This window comes from Gordonia cholesterolivorans (genome assembly GCF_039531975.1).
GTDB lineage: Bacteria > Actinomycetota > Actinomycetes > Mycobacteriales > Mycobacteriaceae > Gordonia > Gordonia sihwensis.
This window is the reverse complement of record NZ_BAAARB010000007.1, coordinates 1-22,108: the sequence shown is the minus strand read 5'-3', so window position 1 is coordinate 22,108 and position 22,108 is coordinate 1. Positions and strand designations below refer to the sequence as shown.

At 67.6% G+C, this 22,108-nt stretch carries 22 protein-coding genes; 12 read left to right on the top strand and 10 right to left on the bottom strand.

Annotated features, from left to right (window positions below; genetic code table 11):
* Nucleotides 1-4 precede the first annotated feature (4 nt).
* The 4 genes from ABFX36_RS08270 to ABFX36_RS08255 form a co-directional block, all read right to left on the bottom strand.
* A complete protein-coding gene (locus tag ABFX36_RS08270; RefSeq protein WP_006897562.1) occupies nt 5-868 on the bottom strand; it encodes a serine hydrolase in 864 nt (287 codons plus the stop codon).
* Nucleotides 869-1,047: 179 nt separating this feature from the next.
* Complete coding sequence (locus ABFX36_RS08265) at nt 1,048-1,965, bottom strand: serine hydrolase (RefSeq protein ID WP_222111297.1); 918 nt, start codon at nt 1,963-1,965, stop codon at nt 1,048-1,050.
* Nucleotides 1,966-1,979: 14 nt separating this feature from the next.
* A complete protein-coding gene (locus ABFX36_RS08260; RefSeq protein WP_006897564.1) occupies nt 1,980-3,437 on the bottom strand; it encodes a serine/threonine-protein kinase in 1,458 nt (485 codons plus the stop codon).
* Nucleotides 3,438-3,481: 44 nt separating this feature from the next.
* Nucleotides 3,482-4,174 (bottom strand): TetR family transcriptional regulator, encoded by a 693-nt coding sequence (locus tag ABFX36_RS08255; protein ID WP_006897565.1) that lies wholly within the window; start codon nt 4,172-4,174, stop codon nt 3,482-3,484.
* A 167-nt stretch (nt 4,175-4,341) separates the two neighbouring features.
* Here ABFX36_RS08255 and ABFX36_RS08250 point away from each other — a divergent pair, with 167 nt between their 5' ends.
* From ABFX36_RS08250 to recQ, 5 genes are all read left to right on the top strand, one after another.
* Nucleotides 4,342-5,418, top strand: a complete 1,077-nt coding sequence (locus tag ABFX36_RS08250; protein ID WP_062368026.1) for a ferredoxin reductase — start codon at nt 4,342-4,344, stop codon at nt 5,416-5,418.
* 5 nt (nt 5,419-5,423) lie between these two features.
* Nucleotides 5,424-6,593 carry a fatty acid desaturase family protein gene (locus ABFX36_RS08245; protein ID WP_006897567.1) on the top strand — a complete coding sequence of 390 codons (1,170 nt, stop codon included), beginning with the start codon at nt 5,424-5,426 and terminating at the stop codon, nt 6,591-6,593.
* Nucleotides 6,594-6,747: 154 nt separating this feature from the next.
* A complete protein-coding gene (locus ABFX36_RS08240; protein WP_346075865.1) occupies nt 6,748-7,683 on the top strand; it encodes an alpha/beta fold hydrolase in 936 nt (311 codons plus the stop codon).
* 46 nt (nt 7,684-7,729) lie between these two features.
* A complete protein-coding gene (locus ABFX36_RS08235) occupies nt 7,730-8,035 on the top strand; it encodes a hypothetical protein (RefSeq protein WP_006897569.1) in 306 nt (101 codons plus the stop codon).
* Nucleotides 8,036-8,043: 8 nt separating this feature from the next.
* A complete protein-coding gene (gene recQ, locus ABFX36_RS08230) occupies nt 8,044-9,870 on the top strand; it encodes a DNA helicase RecQ (RefSeq protein ID WP_346075863.1) in 1,827 nt (608 codons plus the stop codon).
* 3 nt (nt 9,871-9,873) lie between these two features.
* Here recQ and ABFX36_RS08225 read toward each other — a convergent pair whose 3' ends face one another.
* The gene (locus ABFX36_RS08225) at nt 9,874-10,725 is read right to left on the bottom strand and encodes a hypothetical protein (protein WP_346075861.1); all 852 of its coding nucleotides are present in this window, start codon (nt 10,723-10,725) and stop codon (nt 9,874-9,876) included.
* A gap of 154 nt (nt 10,726-10,879) precedes the next feature.
* Between ABFX36_RS08225 and ABFX36_RS08220 the strand changes: the two genes are divergently transcribed.
* The gene (locus ABFX36_RS08220; protein ID WP_346076008.1) at nt 10,880-11,389 is read left to right on the top strand and encodes a DUF4395 domain-containing protein; all 510 of its coding nucleotides are present in this window, start codon (nt 10,880-10,882) and stop codon (nt 11,387-11,389) included.
* A gap of 25 nt (nt 11,390-11,414) precedes the next feature.
* Here ABFX36_RS08220 and ABFX36_RS08215 read toward each other — a convergent pair whose 3' ends face one another.
* The 5 genes from ABFX36_RS08215 to ABFX36_RS08195 form a co-directional block, all read right to left on the bottom strand.
* Entirely contained in the window at nt 11,415-12,377 is a 963-nt protein-coding gene (locus ABFX36_RS08215; RefSeq protein WP_062368085.1) for a Ppx/GppA phosphatase family protein, read from the bottom strand.
* Nucleotides 12,374-12,901, bottom strand: a complete 528-nt coding sequence (locus ABFX36_RS08210; protein ID WP_006897574.1) for a DUF501 domain-containing protein — start codon at nt 12,899-12,901, stop codon at nt 12,374-12,376. Before ABFX36_RS08210 ends, ABFX36_RS08215 begins: the two co-directional genes overlap by 4 nt.
* Nucleotides 12,902-13,267, bottom strand: a complete 366-nt coding sequence (locus ABFX36_RS08205) for an FtsB family cell division protein (protein ID WP_006897575.1) — start codon at nt 13,265-13,267, stop codon at nt 12,902-12,904.
* Between the two features lie 355 nt (nt 13,268-13,622).
* Complete coding sequence (gene eno, locus ABFX36_RS08200) at nt 13,623-14,906, bottom strand: phosphopyruvate hydratase (RefSeq protein ID WP_006897576.1); 1,284 nt, start codon at nt 14,904-14,906, stop codon at nt 13,623-13,625.
* 80 nt (nt 14,907-14,986) lie between these two features.
* A complete protein-coding gene (locus tag ABFX36_RS08195) occupies nt 14,987-15,730 on the bottom strand; it encodes a lytic transglycosylase domain-containing protein (protein WP_428832049.1) in 744 nt (247 codons plus the stop codon).
* Nucleotides 15,731-16,038: 308 nt separating this feature from the next.
* Here ABFX36_RS08195 and efeU point away from each other — a divergent pair, with 308 nt between their 5' ends.
* The 6 genes from efeU to ABFX36_RS08165 all read left to right on the top strand — a co-directional run bounded on the left by efeU (nt 16,039) and on the right by ABFX36_RS08165 (nt 22,001).
* Nucleotides 16,039-16,932 carry an iron uptake transporter permease EfeU gene (efeU, locus tag ABFX36_RS08190; RefSeq protein WP_062368084.1) on the top strand — a complete coding sequence of 298 codons (894 nt, stop codon included), beginning with the start codon at nt 16,039-16,041 and terminating at the stop codon, nt 16,930-16,932.
* Nucleotides 16,933-17,012: 80 nt separating this feature from the next.
* Nucleotides 17,013-18,230, top strand: a complete 1,218-nt coding sequence (gene efeO / locus ABFX36_RS08185; protein ID WP_062368083.1) for an iron uptake system protein EfeO — start codon at nt 17,013-17,015, stop codon at nt 18,228-18,230.
* Nucleotides 18,231-18,324: 94 nt separating this feature from the next.
* On the top strand, nt 18,325-19,626 hold the full coding sequence (gene efeB / locus ABFX36_RS08180) for an iron uptake transporter deferrochelatase/peroxidase subunit (protein ID WP_372452502.1): 1,302 nt from the start codon (nt 18,325-18,327) through the stop codon (nt 19,624-19,626).
* Nucleotides 19,627-19,661: 35 nt separating this feature from the next.
* On the top strand, nt 19,662-20,075 hold the full coding sequence (locus ABFX36_RS08175) for a TIGR02611 family protein (RefSeq protein ID WP_006897581.1): 414 nt from the start codon (nt 19,662-19,664) through the stop codon (nt 20,073-20,075).
* A gap of 120 nt (nt 20,076-20,195) precedes the next feature.
* Complete coding sequence (locus tag ABFX36_RS08170; RefSeq protein WP_346075856.1) at nt 20,196-21,500, top strand: hypothetical protein; 1,305 nt, start codon at nt 20,196-20,198, stop codon at nt 21,498-21,500.
* A 63-nt stretch (nt 21,501-21,563) separates the two neighbouring features.
* On the top strand, nt 21,564-22,001 hold the full coding sequence (locus ABFX36_RS08165; RefSeq protein ID WP_346075854.1) for a hypothetical protein: 438 nt from the start codon (nt 21,564-21,566) through the stop codon (nt 21,999-22,001).
* Nucleotides 22,002-22,108 lie beyond the last annotated feature (107 nt).

Below are 22,108 nucleotides of genomic sequence, written 5' to 3'. Positions count from 1 at the left end.
GGGTTCAGCGCACCGGATTCGCAGCCGGCGGGCACTGCCCGGCCGGCATGTTCTTCAGGTTTCGCTGCACCCAGTCGCCCAGGCGAGTCAGCATGGCGGCACCGTCCTCGAAACGTCCGCTCGCGGGGACGGCCACCAGGCTCACGCCGACCCGGCCACGAGGCGTGGTCGCGACCGCGAGTTGCCGCACGACGTACTTGCCGGTCGCGTCCGACACCGGGCCCCAGCCGCCCTTCACTGCCGTCTGAACGCCCTTCTTCCCGTTCGCCAGCCCCCACCGCTGATTCGGTCCCACCGAACTCATATAGGCGAGGAGCGGATCTGATCCGGCCAGGCAGGGCAGATTCGCCGCGAACACCGATTGATCGGTGGTCGCCCACTGGGTGGCGCCGGGATAGCTCGCGGGGCGGCTCAGCTCGGACGAGATCCGCGTCCGAGAGTCACCGCCCTCGCGCAAGACCGCACTGACGGCGTCGATCGCCTGTCGCGTCGAGCCGAGTGAGTCCCAGATCGCCTCGGCCGAAGCGTTATCCGAGTCTCGGATCGACTTGGTCTCCATCGGCTCGAGGCCGGCGACGTGGGCCCGTTCCGCGGCCACCGCAACCGGCGCCTTCAGCGTCGACCACGCCCGCGCCGTCCGCACCGTTCCGAAGAACAGCGGCTCACCGGTTCCCGTCGCGGTGACGGCGAGACCCACGCGCCCAGGATTCGCCTTGACGATGCTCTTGCTGAGCTTGTCGAAGCTCTTACCCAGGTCGACCGGCGGCGGCGGACTCGGAATCCCCGGAATCGCGGGCAACGGCGGAAGCACATTCGGCAACGGCAGCGGCGGTGCGGCCTGCGCCACCCCGCTACCCGCGGCCGTCACCGCAACCGCCGCGCAGACTGCCGCACACCATCGAACCATTCGCAACACAAGCACCTCTTGCAACATTGACAACTTCAGTCACATTAGTGCAGGGCAATCGCCACCGACAGCGTCGTACCGCAGACGCAATCGCAGCGTTGCGGACGTGTTACCGGGGCGGCGGTGTCAGACGGCGGAAGTCACGAGGGGCACCGTCCACCGGGCAGCGCCCCGAGGTGCTTCGAGAGCCACTGGGCGACACCGTCGAGCACCTGGGTTCCGGGCTCCATCGATCCCGCCGACGTCTGGGTGCTCATCGCGACCCCGACCTGCCGGCCGTCGCGCAGCGTGAGCAGACCGATCTGGCGGACCAGGTAGCCGCCGGAGACACTCGGTCCCCAGCCGCCCTTCACCGCGGTCTGGCGGCCCGGTACGGACTCGAGCCCCCATTGCTGGTTACCGGCGACGTTCCGCATCAACGAGACGATCCGCCCGGTGTCGGGCAGGCACGGCAGATGCGCCGAGAACACCGCCGCATCCGCCAGACGCCACGTGGTCTGCCCGAAGACCGTGAACTCCGGGCGCAACCGGCGCGAGGGCACCGTGGTGTGTTCGTCGCCCCCTTCGCGCAGTACGCGCGTCACGGCCGCCGCGGCCTCCGCCGGCGACCCCAGCGACGCCCACAGGGATTCAGCGGCGGCGTTGTCGGAGGCCACGATCGCGGCCGTCTCGGCGTCACTCGGCCCGTTCTTCCGCTGCGCGGCAACAGCCAGAGGCACCTTGATCGTCGACCACGCGACCTGCGGTGACTGGTCACCGAAGGTCATCGCCGCACCGCCGCCGACCGGAACGAGAGCGAGCCCCACGGGAGCGGCCAGCGTCTTGGCCATCGCGTCGAAGCTCGCGGTCAACGCCGCATCGGTCGTCGCCGCCTCGGTGCGCGACGCCGGGCCGACCGGGTCGGACGACGCAACCGGTGAGCCCGCGGTCTCGGTCACCACGACGGTGGCCACCGCGTGTCCGTCGCCGTCGGACGTCCCGCACGCCGCGGTCGGGACCAGGCACGCCACCGCAGCCGCCACCGCGGCCGCCCGGCGTACCGCGGTCCGCCTCGTCACCGTGATCCGCCGAGTCAGAAGATCACCACCACTGCGTTGTTGCCTCCGCGGCACACCACTACTCCATCCTCTGGATTGCACGACATCGTGTAGCTGCGACCGGTCACCGGGCTGTCCGCCACCACGGTGCGAGCCTGTCCCTTCGGCCCGGCCGCGAGATAGGCCGACTTCACGTTGAACGCGAACTCACAGCTGGTGACGCTCGAGGCGACGCCCACCTCCGAATCGCAGTTCGTGGTACCCGGCGGAGGGGTGGCCGCGACAGTGGTCGGCGGCACGGTGGTGGTGATGGTGGTCGACGACGGTGTCGCGGTCGTGCCGGCGCCGCCGGAGTCACGGAAACCGAACCAGTAGACACCCAGACCGATCAACGCCAGCACCAGCAGACCGATCAGCGCCCCGAGCACGACGGGCAGCGCGCGACCGTCGCCGTTCGGCTGCGGCGGATAGTACTGCTGGGGTTGGGAGAACTGGGGCTGCGCGAACTGGGGCTGGGAGAACTGGGGCTCCGGGTAGGCCTGCGATTCCGGCAGCGGCGCCGTCTGCGGGCGGGCCCCGAGGACCGTCGGATCGTAGGCTCGAGGACCCGTCTGCACGGACGTGGTCGGCGCGGACGCACTGTCCGGCCAATGCCCCTCGAGCGCGGCCCGAGCGGCCGCGGCCATCTGTCCCGCCGAACCGAATCGCGCTGCGGGATCCTTCGCCAGACCCCGAACCACCACGGCGTCGAGCTGCGGCGACACCGAAGGCGCCGACTGCCGGGGCGAGGGCACCTCGTTCATCACGGTGGCCCGCACGATCTGGCTGACCGTGGCCCCCGGGAACGGCGGCTTGCCGGTGAGTGTCTCGAAGAGCACCGCGGCGAGCGAGTACACATCCGACATCGCACCGGACGGAACACCGTCGAGTTGCTCCGGCGCCATGTACGCGAGCGATCCGATCGCGGTCCCGGCCTGAGTGAGCCGCGTGTCCGCCGCCTGATGCGCGATGCCGAAGTCGACGAGGTAGGCGAAGTCGGTGGCCGTGACGAGGATGTTCTCCGGCTTCACATCGCGGTGCACCAGTCCGACCGAGTGAGCGGCGTCGAGCGCCTCGGCGATCTGCGAGATCAGCCCCACCGCGTCGGCGGGCGCCATCGGGCCGGTCCGACGCAGCCGTGACCGCAGATCCTCGCCGTCGACGAGCCGCATGTCCAGGTAGAGGACGCCGTCGATGGCACCGTAGTCGTGAATCGGAATGATGTGCGGCTCGCCGAGCCGTGCGACGGCCTGCGCCTCACGCCGGAAGCGCTCCTCGTACGTCTCGTCGCCCGCGAAACGCTCGTGCAGCAGCTTCACCGCCACCTCGCGGTCACGCACCGTGTCGTACGCCCGGTACACCTCGCCCATGCCGCCGTACCCGAGAAGAGCGTCGAGCCGGTAGGGCCCGAACTGCGTGCCGACCCGAGAACCCTGTTGTGCCATGCGGACCATCCTTCCTCATCCCTCCGACAGGGCGTGCCGGGAAGGTCCGGATCTCAGTGAGAGGGCCTCCACGCCGACATGCCGAGGAAGACCATCACCAGTTGTTTCTCGGCGCGTTCGACCAGCGCGCGCTCGGTGGACTCCCGGCCGTCGCCGTCGAGAAGCTCGGCCACCGTGGTCATCATGATCGTGACGATCAGATCGGCGGCGACTTCGAGATCGTCCACGCCCCAATCGGCGAGCGCGGGAACACGGGCCAGGTCGATCGCCAGTTCACGCGAGAACAAGCGCAGCTCGGTCGCGATCGCCCGGCGCACCTCGGCGACGCCGCCGTGGCGTTCACGCACCAGGAAGCGGAACTGCGCCTCGTCGCCGTGGACCTTCTTCAGCAGGGTCGACAGCGACTCGCGCGCGGTCGGCATGCCTCGCCCGGCCAGATCCCGTCTCGCCTCCCGCAAGGCGCCGCGCAGCACCCGCATGGCGTCTTCGACGAGTGTCACGCCGAGGTCTTCCATCGACGCGAAATGCCGATAGAACGCGGTGGGGACGATGCCCGCCCCGCGCGCCACCTCGCGCAGGCTGATGCTTCCGAAAGAACGGTCGTCCACCAAGTCGATCGTGGTGTCGAGCAGCGCCTGCCTGGTCTGCTCCTTCTTCTCCGCACGACTGCCCCCGGACCCCGGCCGCGACCGCTTCGCGCGCACCTTGCGCGGCGTCGTGCCTGGTGAGTCGGGAGAGGAAGTCACAAACCCGAGTCTAGGCGGTCGGGATCGGCGCCCGGTCCCGCGGTGGGCGAGCGCACGTGACGGCAGACACACCGGCAATGCCTTGACACCCCGGCGCGGTCATATGTCATGCTCGTTTGTGTACAGACGTTCACTGAAAGTGAACGACGATCCTCAAAGGAGGAACGATGGCCAGCAAGATCGCCCGCCTCGTCGAGACGATTGTCGAGGCGACCGCCACCCCGTACCCCGTCGATCGTTACCTGGAACTGATCGATCCGATGATCACCTGGCGCGACACACGCGCCAAGGTCACCGACGTCCGCCTGCAGACCGACCGATCGGTCACCCTCACCCTGCGCCCCACCCGCCAGTGGTCAGGCCATCGCGCAGGGCAGTACATCGAGGTCAGCGTCGTAGTCGACGGCGTCCGCCACCGTCGGTTCTTCTCCCCGGCCAACGCCGAGCAGAAGGCCTCGGAGATCGAGTTGACCGTGACCGCGCACTCCGGCGGCTTCATCTCCCGCTACCTGCGCGAGCAGACCCGCCCCGGGACGGTCCTCACCCTGAGTTCGGCCACCGGAGAGTTCGTCCTCCCCGACGTCCGCCCCGACCGGACCGTGCTCGTCAGCGGCGGCAGCGGGATTACACCTGTCCTCTCAATGCTGCGCACACTGATTGTCGAAGGACACGACCGCCCGGTCACCTTCGTGCACTATGCGCGCACACCGGAGGACGTTCCCTACCGCGCGGAACTCGACGCGCTCGATCGCACCCTGAACCACGTTGACGTGCGACTTCACTACACCCGCACGGATACTCCCGAGCACTTCCACGACGACCACTTGGACGGCGTCGCCGACGTCGACGGTGCACAGGTGTTCCTGTGCGGACCCCCGGCCCTGATGAACGCGGTTCGCGAGTACGCGGACCGGCGCGACCTGGCCGACCGACTGCACACCGAAGCATTCACCGTCGACACCTCGCCGGTGCTCGACCCCGACCAGCCGATCACCGGCGACGTCACTTACACCGCGTCGGACGTCACCACACCGAACGACGGTCGCACGCTGCTCGAACAGGCCGAAGCGGCCGGGCTGCGTCCCGAATACGGATGCCGCATGGGCATCTGCTTCTCCTGCACCAAGGTCCGCAAGACCGGGTGCACCCGAAACATCCTGACCGGAGAGCTCGACTCCGAGCCCGATCAGCACATCCAGATCTGTGTCAACGCCCCCGTCGGCGACGTGGAAATCGAGGTTTAGCAGCAATGGCCATCAATATCAGCGACTACTTCCGCACCGAGACCGCCCCGGCGGCGGGCACCCGAGTCGACCTCAGCTACGAGCAGGTGGAGCAGTTGGGCCGGGAGCTCGACGAACTCCGCGCACGTATCGTGGCCGACCTCGGCGAGTCCGACCGCGAGTACATCTACTCGATCATTCGCGCGCAGCGGAAGCTCGAGTTCGCCGGCCGCGCGGCGATGTTCGTTCCGTTCCTTCCGCCGGTATGGCTCGCCGGCGTCGCGTCGCTCGGGATCGCGAAGATCCTGGACAACATGGAGATCGGCCACAACGTGATGCACGGCCAGTACGACTGGATGCGGGAGGACACCTACAACTCGCGCGAATTCGACTGGGACAACGTCTGCCCCGGTGACCAGTGGAAGCACAGCCACAACTACCTGCACCACACCTTCACCAATGTGCTCGGCGAGGACCGCGACATCGGCTACGGAATCCTCCGCATGGCACGCGACCAGAAGTGGCACCCGTACTTCCTCGGGAACCTCGCCTACGCCACCGCGCTGATGGTGCTGTTCGAGTGGGGTGTGATGCTCCACGATCTCGAGGCCGAGAACGTCATCCAGGGCAAACGCAAGTGGAGCGACGTCAAGGGGCTGCTGGGCGGAATGTGGCGCAAGGCACGCAAGCAGGTCGCCAAGGACTACATTCTCTGGCCCGCGCTCACCGGACCGTTCTTCGTCTCCACCCTGGTCGGCAACGCCGGCGCCAACCTGGTCCGCAACATCTGGGCGTACTCGATCATCTTCTGCGGTCACTTCCCCACCGGCGCTCAGACCTTCACCGCTGAGGAATGCGTCGACGAGACCAAGGGCCAGTGGTACGTGCGGCAGATGCTCGGGTCGGCCAACATCACCGGCGGCCGGCTCTTCCACATCATGAGCGGCAACCTCTCCCACCAGATCGAGCACCACCTGTTCCCCGACGTCCCGGCCAACCGCTACCCGGAGATGGCGGTCGAGGTCCGCGCGATCTGCGAGAAGTACGGTCTGCCGTACAACACCGGTCCGCTCCGCAAGCAGCTCGGCTCCACGTGGATGAAGATCGCGAAGCTGTCGCTGCCGAACTGGATGACCCGCGACGACAACGACATCGTGGTCAACATCGAGCGTTCGAAGGCCGTCGACGCCGCCTGAGGGTCGGACACGCCTAAGATCGTCCCGTCGACGGTGCACCGAGGGCAATATGCCCTCGGTGCACCGTCTGCCGGACGTTTTCGGTCGCCGGCGGATACATTCGGCGCATCCCCACCGGCCGTGACCGGTGTCCTCCGACAGTCAGGACTCTCCCGTGGCACTCACCGAATTGACCTTCACCTCCTACAACGGGCGCGACACCGTGCACGGCTGGATGTACCGGCCCACCAGACCGGCCCGGGCCGTCGTCCAGCTGATCCACGGTCTCGGTGAGCACTCCCGCCGGTATCTGCATCTGATCGGCCGGCTCCTCGATGCCGGATTCGCAGTGGTCGCCGACGACCACGCCGGACACGGCAAGACCGCGATGGAGTCGGGGTTCTGGGTCGACACCGGCGACGACGGGGCCGCGACCGCCGTCGCCGACGAGCTCACGCTCATGGACATCGCACGCGCCGAGTATCCGGACCTGCCGCACGCGGTGTTCGGCCATTCGTGGGGATCGATGATCGCCCGCGGTCTGGCCGCACAGCGCGGCGACGATCTCGACGCCCTGATCCTCTGCGGCATCGCCGCGCAGATCAGGGGTATCGAGACCGTGGTCGATCGCGGGGCGCTCGCCGCCGAGCCCGACCGCAGCGCCGCCGCCTCCCCGGAGATCGTCGGCGCCGTGTTCGACGGATTCGTCTCCCGTTACGGCGACGGAGCCGGTCCCACCGACTGGGTGGCCCGCGACCCCGACGTGGTGCGCGATCACTCGGTGGACCCGTTCAACAATTTCGGCGCGCCCATGAGTGTCCGGTTCCTGCAGGGATTCATCGACCTCTACGACCAGGTGAACAGCGACGAGTGGTATCCGCAGATCCGCCGCGACCTCCCCGTCTTGATCCTCGCGGGCGACCAGGACCCCGTCACCGACTACGGTGAGGGCGCCTATCACGTCGCCAACCGGCTCGTCGCGACCGGCCACGCCGACGTGCGCACCCGCGTCTACACCGGCTTCCGCCACGAGGTGCACAACGAGCCGGAGATCCGCGACGAGGTCGAAGGCGAGATCGTGGCATTCGTCGAGAAGTCGCTTCGGCGGTGAGGCTTACCATTGGTCTTCAGCAGGGCACCGGCAGGAGGGACGAGAAGTGGTCGGACGTGCAGAACGGAACAAGGATCTGATCCAGGAGGTGGTCGAGAGCGCCGCGCATCGGGTCGGCAACATCACGTCGATCATCACCACCGCCGTCGCCGACGTCGCGCGAGAGATCGGCGAGTTGGTCACCGACGGGTTCGAGATGCGCGAGGCGGCCAAAACCGCACGGAACGACTCCGAACCGGAGGCGAAGCCGAAGACCCCACCGGAGGAACTCGACTCGCTGAACGGCTACGACGACGACACGGACGAGGATGCGGACGCCGACGACGGCGGCTCCGGTCGAGAGGACCACTGAGCGACATCGTGCCCGACCAGTATCAAGTCCTCCGGGACGTCTTCGGCTACTCGGAGTTCCGCGGCGACCAGGAGCAGATCGTCTCGCACGTGATCGGCGGAGGCGACGCCGTCGTGCTCATGCCGACCGGCGGCGGCAAGAGCCTCTGCTATCAGGTGCCCGCGCTCGTCCGTGAGGGGTGCGCCGTCGTCGTCTCGCCGCTGATCGCGCTCATGGCCGACCAGGTGGGAGCTCTGCGCCAACTGGGCGTCCGCGCCGCCTACCTGAACTCCACTCAGCTCCCCGAAGAGCGAGCGGAAGTCGAAAGAGCATTCCTCGCAGGCGAACTCGACCTGATCTACGTCGCCCCCGAACGGCTGAGCCAACGGGGGACTCGCGAGTTCCTGGCGCGCGGCACGCTGTCGCTGATCGCGATCGACGAGGCGCACTGCGTCTCGCAGTGGGGCCACGACTTCCGGCCGGACTATCTGGCGCTGGGAGAGCTGGCGGACATCTGGCCGGACGTTCCGCGAATCGCGCTCACCGCGACCGCCACCCGCCGCACGCACGAAGAGCTCACCGCGCGGCTGCACCTGGAGGGCGCACGCCACTTCGTCTCCAGCTTCGACCGGCCCAACATCACCTACCGCATCGAGCCCAAGGCGCAAGCCAACAGGCAACTGCTGGAGTTCATCCGAACGGAAGGCGTCGTCGACGGCGAGCCCGCGACCGGCATCGTCTACGCGCTGAGCCGCAACAGCGTGGAGAACATCGCCGAGTTCCTCCGCGCGAACGGCGTCGACGCGGTGCCGTACCACGCGGGACTCGACCGCCGGGTGCGCGAGGACACGCTGCACCGGTTCCTGCGCGAGGACGGGATCGTGGTGGTCGCGACCATCGCGTTCGGCATGGGCATCGACAAACCCGATGTGCGCTTCGTGGCGCACGTCGATCTTCCGAAGAGCATCGAGGGTTACTACCAGGAGACCGGACGCGCCGGCCGCGACGGCCTGCCGTCGGTGGCGTGGATGGCCTACGGGCTCGCCGACGTCATGAACCAGCGGCGCCTGATCGACCAGTCCGACGGCGACGCCGCACGGCGCCGGGTGCAGTCGCAGCTGCTCGACGCGATGCTCGCACTCTGCGAGACGGCGACGTGCCGGAGGCAGCAGTTGCTGGGGTACTTCGACCAGCGGATCGAACCCTGCGGCAACTGCGACACCTGTCTGAACCCGCCGAAGACCTGGGACGGCACGGTGCCGGCGCAGAAGCTCCTGTCGACCATCTTCCGGCTCGACCGCGACTTCAACCGGTCGGCCTATGGCGCCGGTCATCTCATCGACATCCTGCTGGGTGTGGACAACGCTCGTATCCAGCAGCAGGGCCACGATCGCCTCACCACCTACGGCATCGGCACCGAACTCGACGCCGGCGGATGGCGAAGCGTGGTCCGCCAGCTGGTGGCTCTCGGAATCATCGCTCCGCAGGGCGATTACGGAGTGCTGCGCCTCACCGAGAAGGCCGCCCCCGTTCTGCGCGGTGAGACCACGGTGATGCTCCGCGAGGACACGAAGGCTCCGGCCCGCTCCCGGAAAGCCGCACGCTCGAGCGCACCGGACCTGCCGGACGCCGATCGCGGACTCTTCGAGGCACTGCGCCGCTGGCGCTCGTCCGTCGCGAAGGACGCGGGGCTGCCCGCCTACACGGTGCTCGGAAACAAGACCCTCGAAGAGCTCGCACGTGCGAAACCGTCCAATCACGAAGAGCTGCTGGCGATCTCCGGTATCGGGCAGAGCAAGCTCGAGAAGTACGGCGACCAGGTCCTGGAGGTCCTGGTCGATTTCGAGTCCGCGTAGCGGTCAGTCGACCGCAGTGCTGAGATCAGTACCGTCACTGCCGTCCTCCGGCGATGTTCCCTCGCCGGTCGACATAAGTACTGATCTTTGCAGCATCGCCCGGTGCTTCGCCGAGCGTGCCCGGTGCCGGTCCCTGGCGGTGACGGCTTTGATGTCGGCGAGGACCGCGTCCCAGCCGTAGAGCACGTCGTCGTAGGTCAGGCGCAGCGTGAGCCACCCGTCCACCAGAGCGCGGCGGTCGCGGCGGCGGTCGTTCGCGTACCCAGTCCGGGTGGCGTGGTGCAACACGCTGTCGCACTCGATCAACAGTCTCCCGATCCGCAGATCCGCCCACCCGACGCCCTCCACATACGGCTGGACCGTCACATCGAACCCCGCCGACCGCAGCCGGACACGGGCGATGCTCTCCGTCCCGGACTGCGCCCGCCGATCAGTCTTCGCTATCCGCCGTTCCACCGTCCGCCCGGCTCCGCGCAGCTCGGATCGAAGATCCGCACGCGTCTTACCCGTGAGATTCAGGTACGAGTCACCGACCGCGATCCATTCCTCGTCGGAGAGGCAGCGTGCGGCGTACGCCAACGCGACGGGAACCGGATCGACAGCCCGCGTCGCCGTCCGCAGTGAGCCACCGAAAGGCCGGCAGGCGACGTTGACGCCGGTCAGGTTCGTGCTCCTTCTCAAGTGCAGACCGCAGTGTCCCGGCGGCACCCACAACTCGTGAAAGCGGAGAGCGTCGACGCAGGTGAGCACTCCACCGTCACGGACCGCCGCAGCCGCCCTCTCGTCGTGAGCCGGGAGCGCGAACCACCCAGCCCGCAGACGCACCAGCGATCCCCCGCGTACCGGTTCCGGCACGCGCCGTCGTCGAGCCACGACCGCGCCGCAGGCCTTCGGCTCACGGTGAGTCAAAATCTTGGATCCGAAGTCCACCGGCCTTATCGTGAAGCGTCATCGCTTGATTGGAGTACCCGTGACCGACTCAGACGTCTTCACCCAGGTCGATTCGTCGATCGCCGTCGCGGAGACGCCGTCGTGGCACCGCGGTGTGTTCGACTTCCCCAACCCGGTCAACGACTACGCGGCACGCTCCACCGCCGGTCTCGTCATCGCGCTCGCGATCGTGGCCATCGCCGTCGATAAGCCGTGGCTGTACGGGCTCCTGGCCCTCGGTTTCGCCCTGCGGGTCGCGGGCGGCCCGCGGTACTCGCCGTTCGGCAGGCTCGCCGTGCATGTCATCGTGCCGCGCATCTGGAAACGCACGAAGATGGTTCCCGGACCGCCCAAGCGGTTCGCTCAGACCATCGGCCTGGTCTTCTCCGGCTGCGCGTTCGTACTGTCAGCGGCCGGTTTCGGTCTCGCGGCACAGATCGTCGTCGGGCTGTTGATCGTGGCGGCGTTCCTCGAGTTCGCCTTCGGTCTCTGCCTCGGCTGCATCGGATTCGGACTGCTCCAGCGCGCCGGAATCATTCCGGACAGCGTCTGCGAGGCCTGCAACGACTTCGGCCGCAATCGGGCCTAGAGGCGGGGTTCTGGAGCCGCCTCCCTCAGCGAGCGGCCAGACCCAACGCGATCCCGTCCAGGATGTCGTGCTCCGAGACCACCATCTCGGTGATGGCGGCACGGTCGGCCAACTGTCGCGCCAGCTCACGGGTCACGAGCGCGCCGCCGCCGATGACGTCGGCACGCCCCGGATGCATCGGTCCGAGCGCCAGCCGCTCCTCGCGTGTCATCGCGACGATGCGTCCGCAGAGAACGTGAAGTTCCGCCAGCGGGATCCGCGAGTGGTGGATCACCTCGGGGTCGTACTCGGTGAGACCGGCGTGAAGAGCCGCGAACGTCGTCAACGTTCCGGCGACCCCCACCCACGTGCGCGCGGGGCCGACATCGACCGCGGCGAACGCCTTTGAGAGTTCCTCCGCCGCGATCGCCGCGGCACGGGCGCGCTCGTCCAGGGTCGGCGGATCGGACGCGAGTGCTCGTTCGGTGAGTCGCACGCAGCCGATGTCGGCGGAGTATGCGCCGGCCACGACCGCCTGCCCTCGCGACACCGAGCCGACGACGACTTCGGTGCTGCCCCCGCCGAGGTCGGTGACCACGAAGGGTCCGTCCGCCGGGTCCAGACCGCCGACGGCGCCCCGGAACGACAGCCGTGCCTCCTCGTCACCGGAGATCACTTCGGCCACCGCGCCCTCCTGCACCTTGCCGAGCAGTTCGGCCGTCATCGCGAAGAACTCGTCGCGGTTGCCCGCGTCCCGTGTCGCGGACGTCGCGACCATGCGGACTCGCTCCACCCCGGCCGCGACCATCGCCTCGACGTAGCCCGCCAGCGCCGCGCGGGTGCGCTCGATCGCCTCGTCGGCGAACTGGCCGGTCGCGTCGACGCCCTGCCCCAACCGCACCACCAGCATGTCGCGCCGGACGTCGGAGAGCGCTCCGTTCTCGTCGACGTCGGCGATCAGCAGCCGGATCGAGTTGGTGCCGCAGTCGACGGCGGCCACCCGGGTCACGCGCCGGCCTCGTCGGAATCCGGTGCGTGCAACGGCCAGTCGGCGGGCACGGCGATGCCGCGGAGCTTCTCGATGTCGGCGAGCAGTGCGACGGCCTCGTCGCCCAGCGGGTTGACGCCCGGCCCCTTGGCCAGTGAATGCGCCACCAGCACGTGCAGGCACTTCACCCGATCGGGCATGCCGCCGCCGGCGAAGTCGGTGCCGAGCGATTCGATCGCGTCACGCTCGGCGAGGTAGCTCTCGTACGCCGCGCGGTAACCGGCAGCGAGGTCGGCGTCCTCGGCCAGCCGCGAGGTCATCTCGCGCATCACGCCACCCGACTCCAGACGGCTGCAGGCCCCCGTCAACCGCGGGTCGGTCAGATAGTAGAGCGTCGGAAAGGGGGTGCCGTCGGGCAACCGGGGTGCCGTCTTCACGACCGCGGGCTGACCGTCCGGAGTGCGGTAACTGATCTCCAGCACCCCGCGCGGCTCACGTCCCAACTGCTTCGCGACCAGTTGCAGGTCGGCTTCGGTGATGCTCACTTACCCTCGGGTCTCCGGCGGCGTCGACACCGCATCCATCAGATTCTCGTACCACGGCGTGGCTTTGCGTTGACGCTCCGCCGCCTGCTCCGCCTCTTGCTGCTGGCGCGTCGGGTTGATGATGACGATCGGCTTCTCGCCCTTCGGCACGTACTGCAGACGCTGCCGCGCCTGCGCCTCGATGTACGCCGGATCGCTCTGCTGCGCCAGCTTGTCCTTGTACTGCTGAGTCTCCCGCCGCAGCTGCGCATTCGACTCCTGCAGCTGGTTGAACTCGTTGCGCTGGGCGATGTAGGTCCGCACCGGGACGGCGAGCGTCAGCATCAGGAAGATCGCCATGCCGACCGCGATGCCGACTGTCGTCACGCTGACGCCGCGACGCTGCGCGAACAGGACGAGCCGGGACGGCGACGCCGGGAGGTCCCCGGACGCATTGCCGCGAGGACGCTCCGAGGTGCGACGACGGCGAGCGCCGGCATGGGAGGCGCCTACCGACGCGCCGCCGAGATCAGCACGCGGATCGCCGTCACCGGCCGACTCGCGGGGCGCGGTCGGCTGGGGCGGAACAGCAGAGTCGCGAGACCGGGTGCGCCGCTGGTCGGGACGCGATCGACGCGACGAACTCGCCGGCCGATCGGATCGCCCGCGACTGCTGCGCCGGCGGGCGGCGCCACCGCTCCCCCCGCTCCCGGTCTCGCCTTCTGCCATACCTACTAGCTAATCACGCACCGAACGAAAAGCGCGGGAACGCCAGGTCACCGGCGTAGCGCGCGGCGTCGCCGAGGCCCTCTTCGATACGCAGCAACTGGTTGTACTTGGCGACGCGCTCGCTGCGTGCCGGCGCACCGGTCTTGATCTGGCCCGAGCTGCACGCGACCGCCAGATCGGCGATGGTGGTGTCCTCGGTCTCGCCCGATCGGTGGCTCATCATGGTCTTGTAGCCGCTGTTGTGCGCCAGCGCGACCGCGTCGAGAGTCTCGGTGAGCGTGCCGATCTGGTTGACCTTCACCAGGAGTGCGTTGGCGATCCCCTTGCTGATGCCCTCTTCGAGGCGCTCCGGGTTGGTGACGAACAGATCGTCGCCCACCAGCTGCACCTTGTCGCCGATGGACTCGGTGAGCGACGCCCATCCGGTCCAGTCGTCCTCGGCGAGGCCGTCTTCGATGGACACGATCGGGAAGTCGGTGACCAGCTTCTCGTAGAACGAGATCATCTCGTCGGCGGACTGCGCCTTGCCCTGGAACTGGTAGGCACCGTCGCGGTAGAACTCGGTCGACGCCGAGTCGAGCGCGATGACGATGTCGCTGCCGAACTTGTAACCGGCCTTCTCGACGGCCTCGGCGATCACGCTGATCGCGGCCTCGGTGTTGGGCAGATCCGGAGCGAAGCCGCCCTCGTCGCCCAGCGCCGTGCTCATGCCCTGCTTGTGCAGGACCGACTTGAGCGAGTGGTACACCTCGGCGCCCCAGCGGAGCGACTCGGCGAACGTGGCCGCACCCGTCGGCGCGATCATGAACTCCTGGAAGTCGATGCCGTTGTCGGCGTGCGCACCGCCGTTGATGATGTTCATCATCGGGACCGGCAGGATGTGAGCGTTCGGCCCGCCGACGTAGCGGAACAGCGGCAGACCGGCCGACTCGGCCGCGGCCTTGGCGACCGCCAGCGACACACCGAGCAGAGCGTTGGCGCCGAGGCGCGACTTGTCGGGGGTGCCGTCCAGATCGACGAGGGTCTGGTCGAGGACGCGCTGATCGTCGGCCTCGATACCGATGACCTCGGGGGCGATATCGCCCAGGACTGCCTCGACGGCCTTCTTGACGCCCTTGCCGAGGTAGCGGTCGCCGCCATCGCGCAGCTCGACGGCCTCGTGCTCACCGGTCGAGGCACCCGAGGGAACCGCTGCCCGCGAGAAGGTGCCGTCGTCCAGGACGACCTCGACCTCGACGGTCGGGTTGCCGCGGGAGTCGAGGATCTCGCGCGCGCCTACCTGCTCGATAATTGCCACTTGTCAGCCCCAATTCGATGTTCGATGTCGTCGGGTCGGCGGAGACGCCGACAGATTCCGAGGTCCAGGATAAACGCAGATCAGTAGCGGATGTTCACGGAGTAGGCGTTCGCGTAGTTGCGCACCTTCAACACGTACTCGTCGTGATTGTTGTAGGCGTGCACGGCCGCTTCCCAGCCTTCGGGCGTGGTCATGTCGCCGCCCGCGTACACGCAGAGATACCGCGCCGCCGACAGCGCCGCGTCGTCGATGTTGTCCGGGTCGGCCGCGCCGTCGCCATTCGCGTCCACTCCGTAGCGCATCCACGTCTCGGGAATGAACTGGAACGGTCCCATCGCGCGGTCGTAGGTCGTGTCTCCGTCGAGCCGCCCTTTGTCTGTGTCACGGATCACCCGGTTGCCCTTGGTGCCGTCGAGAGCGGGACCGCGGATCTCCGGGCGCACGTCGCCGTTGGGTGCGACGGTGGCGCCCCCGTGCCTGCCGTGCTTGGTCTCCACCGCGGCGATCCCGGCAAGCGTGGTCCAGCCGATCCCGCACTCGGGATGCTGTTGACGCTGGATTTCGGCGGCGTTGCCGTACGCCTCCAGAGCGGTCAGCGGAATGGCCGTCGCATCGGAGATGGGCATGGCCCACTCACGCATCTTGTCCGCGGTGCGGCCGGGCGAGTTGATGTCGATGTAGGGCTGCTGGGTTCCGACCCCGGGCGGCAGCCCGTCGGGGATGTCCGGACGGTCCCACGGCATCCGGATCCCGCACGACGACAGCGAGACCGCGACGGCGACCGCGATGGGAGCGACCCACCACCGGCGCCGATTGGTCGTCACCGATCGCACAACTCGGGTCACAGGTCCTCATCTCTCGTCACTGCACTGGATCTCTCGTCACTGCCACTCGATCGCACCGCACCGGCTCGCCGGAACGGCCGGGGGTCACGGCGCGCACAAGCCTCGCACACCACCAGACCAACTCCGAAAACGCCGCGGGAGTTCCCGCCGCTGATCCGGTTTACGCATTTCCGGCGTCGATGCAGCTAGAGGACGAATCCGATTAGGAGAGGCTCACCCAACGTGGGTTATCCTTACCGGGTTGTCCGGCCAACCTGACCGGCGGCGCACGGCGGAAGGAAAAGACGGTGACGATGCTCATCGCACAGGGCGCCCCCTCGGTGGTGACCCAGATGGTCGGGAGCGGTCTGATCGGTGTGCGCGAGGGGCTGGAAGCCGGGATCGTCGTCATGGTCCTCATCGCTTTCGCGGTGAAGTCCGAACGCCGCGACTCGCTCAAGTGGATCTGGCTCGGCGTCGCCGCGGCGCTCACGATGATGATCGCGACGTTCCTCATCATTCAGTTCGGTTCGTCGACGATCTCCTCCCTGGGCGCCGAGCTGCTCGCAGGGATCGCGTCCCTGGTCGCCGTCGCCATCGTCACGTTCATGGTTCTGTGGATGCGCAAAGCCGCCGCACATATATCGGGCGATCTGAAGTCGGGGCTGACCAACGCTCTGGCGGTCGGCGGCGCCGCTGTCTTCGGACTGGCCTTCCTGGCCGTCGGACGCGAGGGCTTCGAGACCGCCTTGCTGATGGTCGGGTATGCCGAGAGCGTCTCCGGCGGGGTGTGGCCGCTTGTGGGTCTGTTGCTCGGCATGCTCGTCGCGGTGGTGCTGACGTGGCTGTTGTACAAGGGCGCCATCGCGATCGACTTCGCCAGATTCTTCACCTACACCGGCTACTTCCTGATCGTCGTCGCCGCGGGCATCCTCGCCTACGGTGTCGGTGCGCTTCAGGTGTACGGCTGGCTGCCCGGCCTCGGCGAAATCGCCTTCGACATCTCGTCCTGGTACGACCAGAGCGCCTGGTACGGCGTGATCCTGGCTGGCATCTTCAACTTCCGCCCGGAGCCCACCGTCCTGCAGGTGATCGCCTGGGCCGGATACATCGTCATCGTGGGCGGGCTGTTCTACGCCCGCGGACGGTCGTCGACGCGCAGATCCGAGGCTGCCCCCGCCACGCTGGAAGAGGCCTCATAAGCCGCATCGCCCGGGCGCACTCCCGTCCTCCCCACCACGCCGACTCCGACTCACCGCGTGGACACCGTGAAAGGAACACCATGGTCAAGCTCTCCCCCGTTCTGCGGAACGTCGTCGTGCTCGGCGCTGTGGCCGCCACGCCGCTGGCACTGGCCGCATGCGAGGCGAAATCGTCCGGCGACGGCGCGGTGACTGTGACCTCGTCCAACGACGGCTGCGAACTGTCGACCACCGATCTGCAGACCGGCACCGCGAACTTCGAGATCAGCAACGCCGGATCCAAGGTCACCGAGTTCTACGTCTACGGCAAGAACAATCGCGTCCTCGCCGAGGTGGAGAACATCGGTCCGGGCCTCAAGGGCAAGCTCAGCGTGGAGTTCAGCGAGCCGGGGACCTACACCGTCGCGTGCAAACCGGGCATGGTCGGAACCGGCATCCGACAGAAGATCGAAGTGACCGGCGAGACCAAGCAGAAGAGCCAGGCTCCGGCCGATGTCGAGGCCGCCAAGCAGCGCTACCTCGAGTACGTCCGCGGCCAGCTCAACGGATTGGTCGCACAGGTGCAGACCTTCACCGGCGACGTCAAGAGCGGCGATCTGGATGCGGCTCGCAACGGCTTCGGCCTGGTTCGCACGTTCTACGAGCGCATCGAGCCGGTCGCCGAGTCGTTCCCCGACCTCGACCCCAAGATCGACATGCGCTGGGACGACACCGAGGACGGCAAGCAGGAGTTCACCGGATTCCACCGCATCGAGCGCTTCCTCTTCCCTCCGAAGGCCGATGAGGTCGGCGAAGCCGAAGGTCAGGTGGCGCCCGCGGACGCCGCCGCCGCGAAGACCGCCGATTCCAAGGCCGCCATCGACAAGGCCGCCGATCAGCTCCTGACCGACGTGACGCAACTGCGCGACGAGGTCTCCGCCCCCGGTTTCGAGTTCGAGACGCAGATGTTCGTCCACGGCCCGCAGGCGCTGATCGACGAGATCGCCAAGACAAAGGTGGCCGGCGAGGAGGATCGCTACAGCCACACCGACCTGTGGGACATCGCCGCCAACATCGACGGCTCCGAGACGCTGATCGCGGAACTGCAGCCGATGATCTCGGCGCGCGACCCGAAGCTGATGGACAAGATCACCGCTCAGTTCGCCGACGTCCGGTCGTTCATCGACCAGTTCCGCGAGGGCGACGGCCACGCCTCGTACGACAAGGTGTCGCCGGCACAGCGCAAGGAGTTGTCGGACAAGGTGGACGCCCTCTCGGCGACTCTGTCGCAGGTGCCCGGCCTGGTTCTGCAGAAGTGAGCGGGAATACGAAGTGAGTGACAGCGAAGCGCAGCCGACCGGAGACCCTGAGGCTGGTCGAGTGCCCGATGCGAGCGAAGCGAGCAACGGGCGTATCGAGACCCCCGCACCCGACGCACCCAAGCCCGGTGTGTCCCGCCGCACCGTGCTCGGTGCCGCGGGGGTCGGCATCGCAGCCGGTCTCGCCGGCGGAGCCGCGATCGGCGCGACCGTCGGAGGTCGTGGCGACTCCGAGCCCGACCGCGTCGTCGCATTCCGCGGCGAGAGGCAGGCCGGCATCGTCACCGAGGCTCAGGACCGCCTGCACTTCGCCGCCTTCGACGTCATCACCGACTCGCGTGAAGCGCTGGTCGACATGTTGAAGAAGTGGACTGTCGCGGCCGAGCGGATGACGCGCGGTGAGGAGACCGTTCCCGGCGGTGCCACCGGCATGGGCGAGTATCACCCGCCCGCCGACACCGGCGAGGCACTGGGCCTGTCGCCCGCACACCTCACCCTCACCATCGGCTTCGGCCCCGGACTGTTCGGGCCGAGCGCCTCCGACCCCGGCCGCAAGGACCGGTTCGGCATCGCCGACCGCAAGCCCGCGGCCCTCGCCGACCTGCCGGCGTTCGCGCAGGAGAAGATCGAGCCCTCGCGCTCGTTCGGCGACATCTGCATCCAGGCGTGCGCCGACGATCCGCAGGTCGCGGTCCATGCCGTCCGCAACCTCGCGCGTATCGGCGTCGGCGTCGTCTCCGTCCGGTGGTCGCAGCTCGGTTTCGGTCGCACGTCGTCCACGACCCGCTCGCAGGAGACGCCGCGCAACATGTTCGGTTTCAAGGACGGCACCGCCAACATCCGGGCCGAGGACACCGAGACCCTCGATAAATGGGTGTGGGTGGCTCCCGGCGACAACCCGCCGGCGGCACAGTGGATGACCGGCGGCACCTATCTCGTCGCACGGCGCATCCGGATGGACATCGAACCCTGGGACCGAGCGAATCTGAAGGAGCAGGAGGACATCATCGGCCGGACCAAGCAGTCCGGCGCGCCGCTCAGCGGCGAGGACGAGTTCGACGAGCCCGATTTCCAGATCACCTCATACGGCACGCCGATCATTCCGCTGACCTCCCACGTCCGTCTCGCTCACCCCGACATGAACAACGGTGCGCAGATCCTGCGGCGCGGATACAACTTCACCGACGGCTCGGACGGTTTCGGCCATCTCGACGCGGGACTCTTCTTCGTCGCCTTCAACCGCGACAGCTTCAAGCAGTTCGTGCCGATGCAGCACCAGTTGTCACGCAAGGACGCGATGACCGAATATCTGATACCGAACGGTTCGGCGATCTTCGCCGTCCCGCCGGGGCTGCGTCCCGGTGAATACTGGGGACAACGTCTGTTCGAGAAGTAGCAGCGTCCCCGGACAATCGTAAGGACCTCACCGCCGTGCCCACGACCATGGACCGGATCAGATCACTCGGAACCGCGTACACGCGCGTCCGTCGGACGTCTCGATTCGGCTGGGTGCTGCGGTACCTCACCATCGCGGTCGGCTTTCTGGTCACCGCCGCCGGGGTCATCACGATCCCGTATCCGGGGCCCGGATGGGCCATCGTCTTCCTCGGACTGCTCATTCTGTCGCAGGAACTGGAATGGGCGGCACGCCTGCGCAAGTGGATCATGTCCAGACTCAACTCGATGTACTCCGATTACATCGACGGCAATCGGCTGGCGCAGTTCGCGCTCGCCGTCGGTACGTGCGCCATCGTCTTGCTGACACTGTGGGTGACGGGGGCACTCGACTTGGCGCAGGGCTGGGTCGGCCTCGACTACGGCTGGCTCGACTCGCCGCTGGGCTGACGGGTTGAGCTGACGGGTTGCGCTCACGGGTTGAGCCGCCGGTCGTGTGATCGATCGACGCCTCGCCCGGCCGGGGCGACTTCGATCATCGGTGGCCCTCCCGGGTGCGAGGATCGACGGGTGAACGAGACCTCACCCGCCGCCGGCCGATCGACCTCCAGGCTGCGCGCCGTGGTCAGCGCACTCATGATCGTCGTCGCCTTGATCCTCGCGCCCGTCGCCTCCGTCGGGACATGGGTACGCCTGCAGCTCGTCGACAGCGACCAGTTCGTCGCGACCTTCGCCCCGCTCGCGGACGATCCGGCGGTCCAGAACTTCGTCGCCGACCAGATCACCGATCAGATCAACCAGCAGGTCGATTTCGACCAGATCATCGGTCAGGCCTTCGACGGAATCTCCGAGTCCGGACTTCCGCCGCGGGCCGCTGCTGCCATCTCGTCTCTCCGGGGGCCCGCCGTCGCCGGCATCCAGTCGCTCGTCGCGTCGACGGCCCAGCGGCTGGTGGCCTCCGATCAGTTCGCCGATCTCTGGGCGCAGAGTCTGCGCGTCACCCACAGACAGGCGACGGCGCTGCTCAAGGATCAGCCCGACGCGGCGCTGGCGCTCTCCGACAGCGGCACCCTGAGCCTGCAGCTCGCCCCGCTGGTCGACGCGGTGAAGCAGCGTCTATCCGCCCGCGGCCTCGACTTCGTGAACCGGATCCCGGTGACGAACCGATCAGTCACGATCCTCCACTCGGACTCGTTGGGTCTGGCGCGCGTCTCGTACCGGGTGGCCGTGATCGGCGGACTCTGGCTGTCGTGGGTGGCGGTCGGACTGCTCGTCGGCGGGATCCTGGTAGCCAACCGCCGGCGACGGGCGACGGTCGCGTCGTCGTTGGCCGCGGCCGTCATCTTCGCACTGATGTCGATTGGCGTCTGGATCGGTGGAAACGTCTTCGTCTTCTCGATGAGCCCGAATCCGTTGCCGAGCGCTGTCGCGCACGCGATCTTCGACCAGGTGACCGCGATGATGGCGTCGACGCTGCGGGCCCTCACCTTCCTCGGGCTGCTGATCGCGGTGGTCGGCTGGTTCGCCGGCCCGGCGCGGCCCGCCCGCGCCGTGCGGTCGGTCCTCGACTCGGGGTTCACTGGTCTGCGTGGCGCGCTGGACCGCGCCGGCGGCGACACCCGTGGCTTCGGCCGAGCCGTCGACAAGTACCGCGCCGTGATCTACTGGATCGCCCTCGCACTCGGCATGGCCGCCTTGTTCGCCTCGCGGCCGGTGACATTCACCGCGATGGCCTGGCTGGTAGTCGCGCTGGTCGTCGTGGCAGTGGGTGTCGAGGTGGTCCGGAGACCGGAGGTGGGTGAGGGCGGCGTCACGTCTGAGCCGCCAGAAACCAGTTTGCCCGCAGCGACTCCTTCACCGACCGACCTCGGGTAGTCGCTAACAGCGCAAACCGGGGTGTTCGTGAGAAATGTCGGTGGCGGATGCAACACTGTGCGAGTGGAAGAAGGCATCTACGAACAGCTGGTAACCCAAGAGCTCCACGCTGAACTCGAGTCCAGCGGACGGCGTTACGAAACAGCCCGCATCGATGCTGTCGACGAACCGCATCTACTCGCTCGGCACGTGAGCGACGTAGTCTACCGGCATCTCACCGCGATCAAAGATCGATCGGACCGGTTGAATGCCGCCAACGACGTCATCCGTCGTCTCGACTCCGAGAGCGCCGCTGTTGAGGAGCCTGCACGTCAGCTCCTCCGCATTTACCAATCAGAGCATCCCGGCCTAACAAACCGAGCTTCAATTCGCCCCACAACTCCTTTGTCCGAAGCTGCGCTCCTCACCAACGCTAGCGGCGAGCCTTCGATCGGGCATGAGCTCCCAGCCGAACTTGCGTCGGCAGATTCGGTCGACCTAGCCTCGGGCTTTCATCGCTGAATTCGCCTGACCTGCCGTTTTCATGAAGAAAGGTGCTCTGAGCTGCAATAATTGTTGTTGCGAAACGACAATCACAAGCAGGGCAAGGAGCACCTTTCTGGTGAAGA

Coding starts and splice junctions, on each gene's coding strand:
- efeO (WP_062368083.1), top strand. CDS start 17,013: ATGGTCAAGCTCTCCCCCGTTCTGCGGAACGTCGTCGTGCTCGGCGCT.
- ABFX36_RS08260 (WP_006897564.1), bottom strand. CDS start 3,437: ATGGTCCGCATGGCACAACAGGGTTCTCGGGTCGGCACGCAGTTCGGG.
- ABFX36_RS08250 (WP_062368026.1), top strand. CDS start 4,342: ATGGCCAGCAAGATCGCCCGCCTCGTCGAGACGATTGTCGAGGCGACC.
- ABFX36_RS08245 (WP_006897567.1), top strand. CDS start 5,424: ATGGCCATCAATATCAGCGACTACTTCCGCACCGAGACCGCCCCGGCG.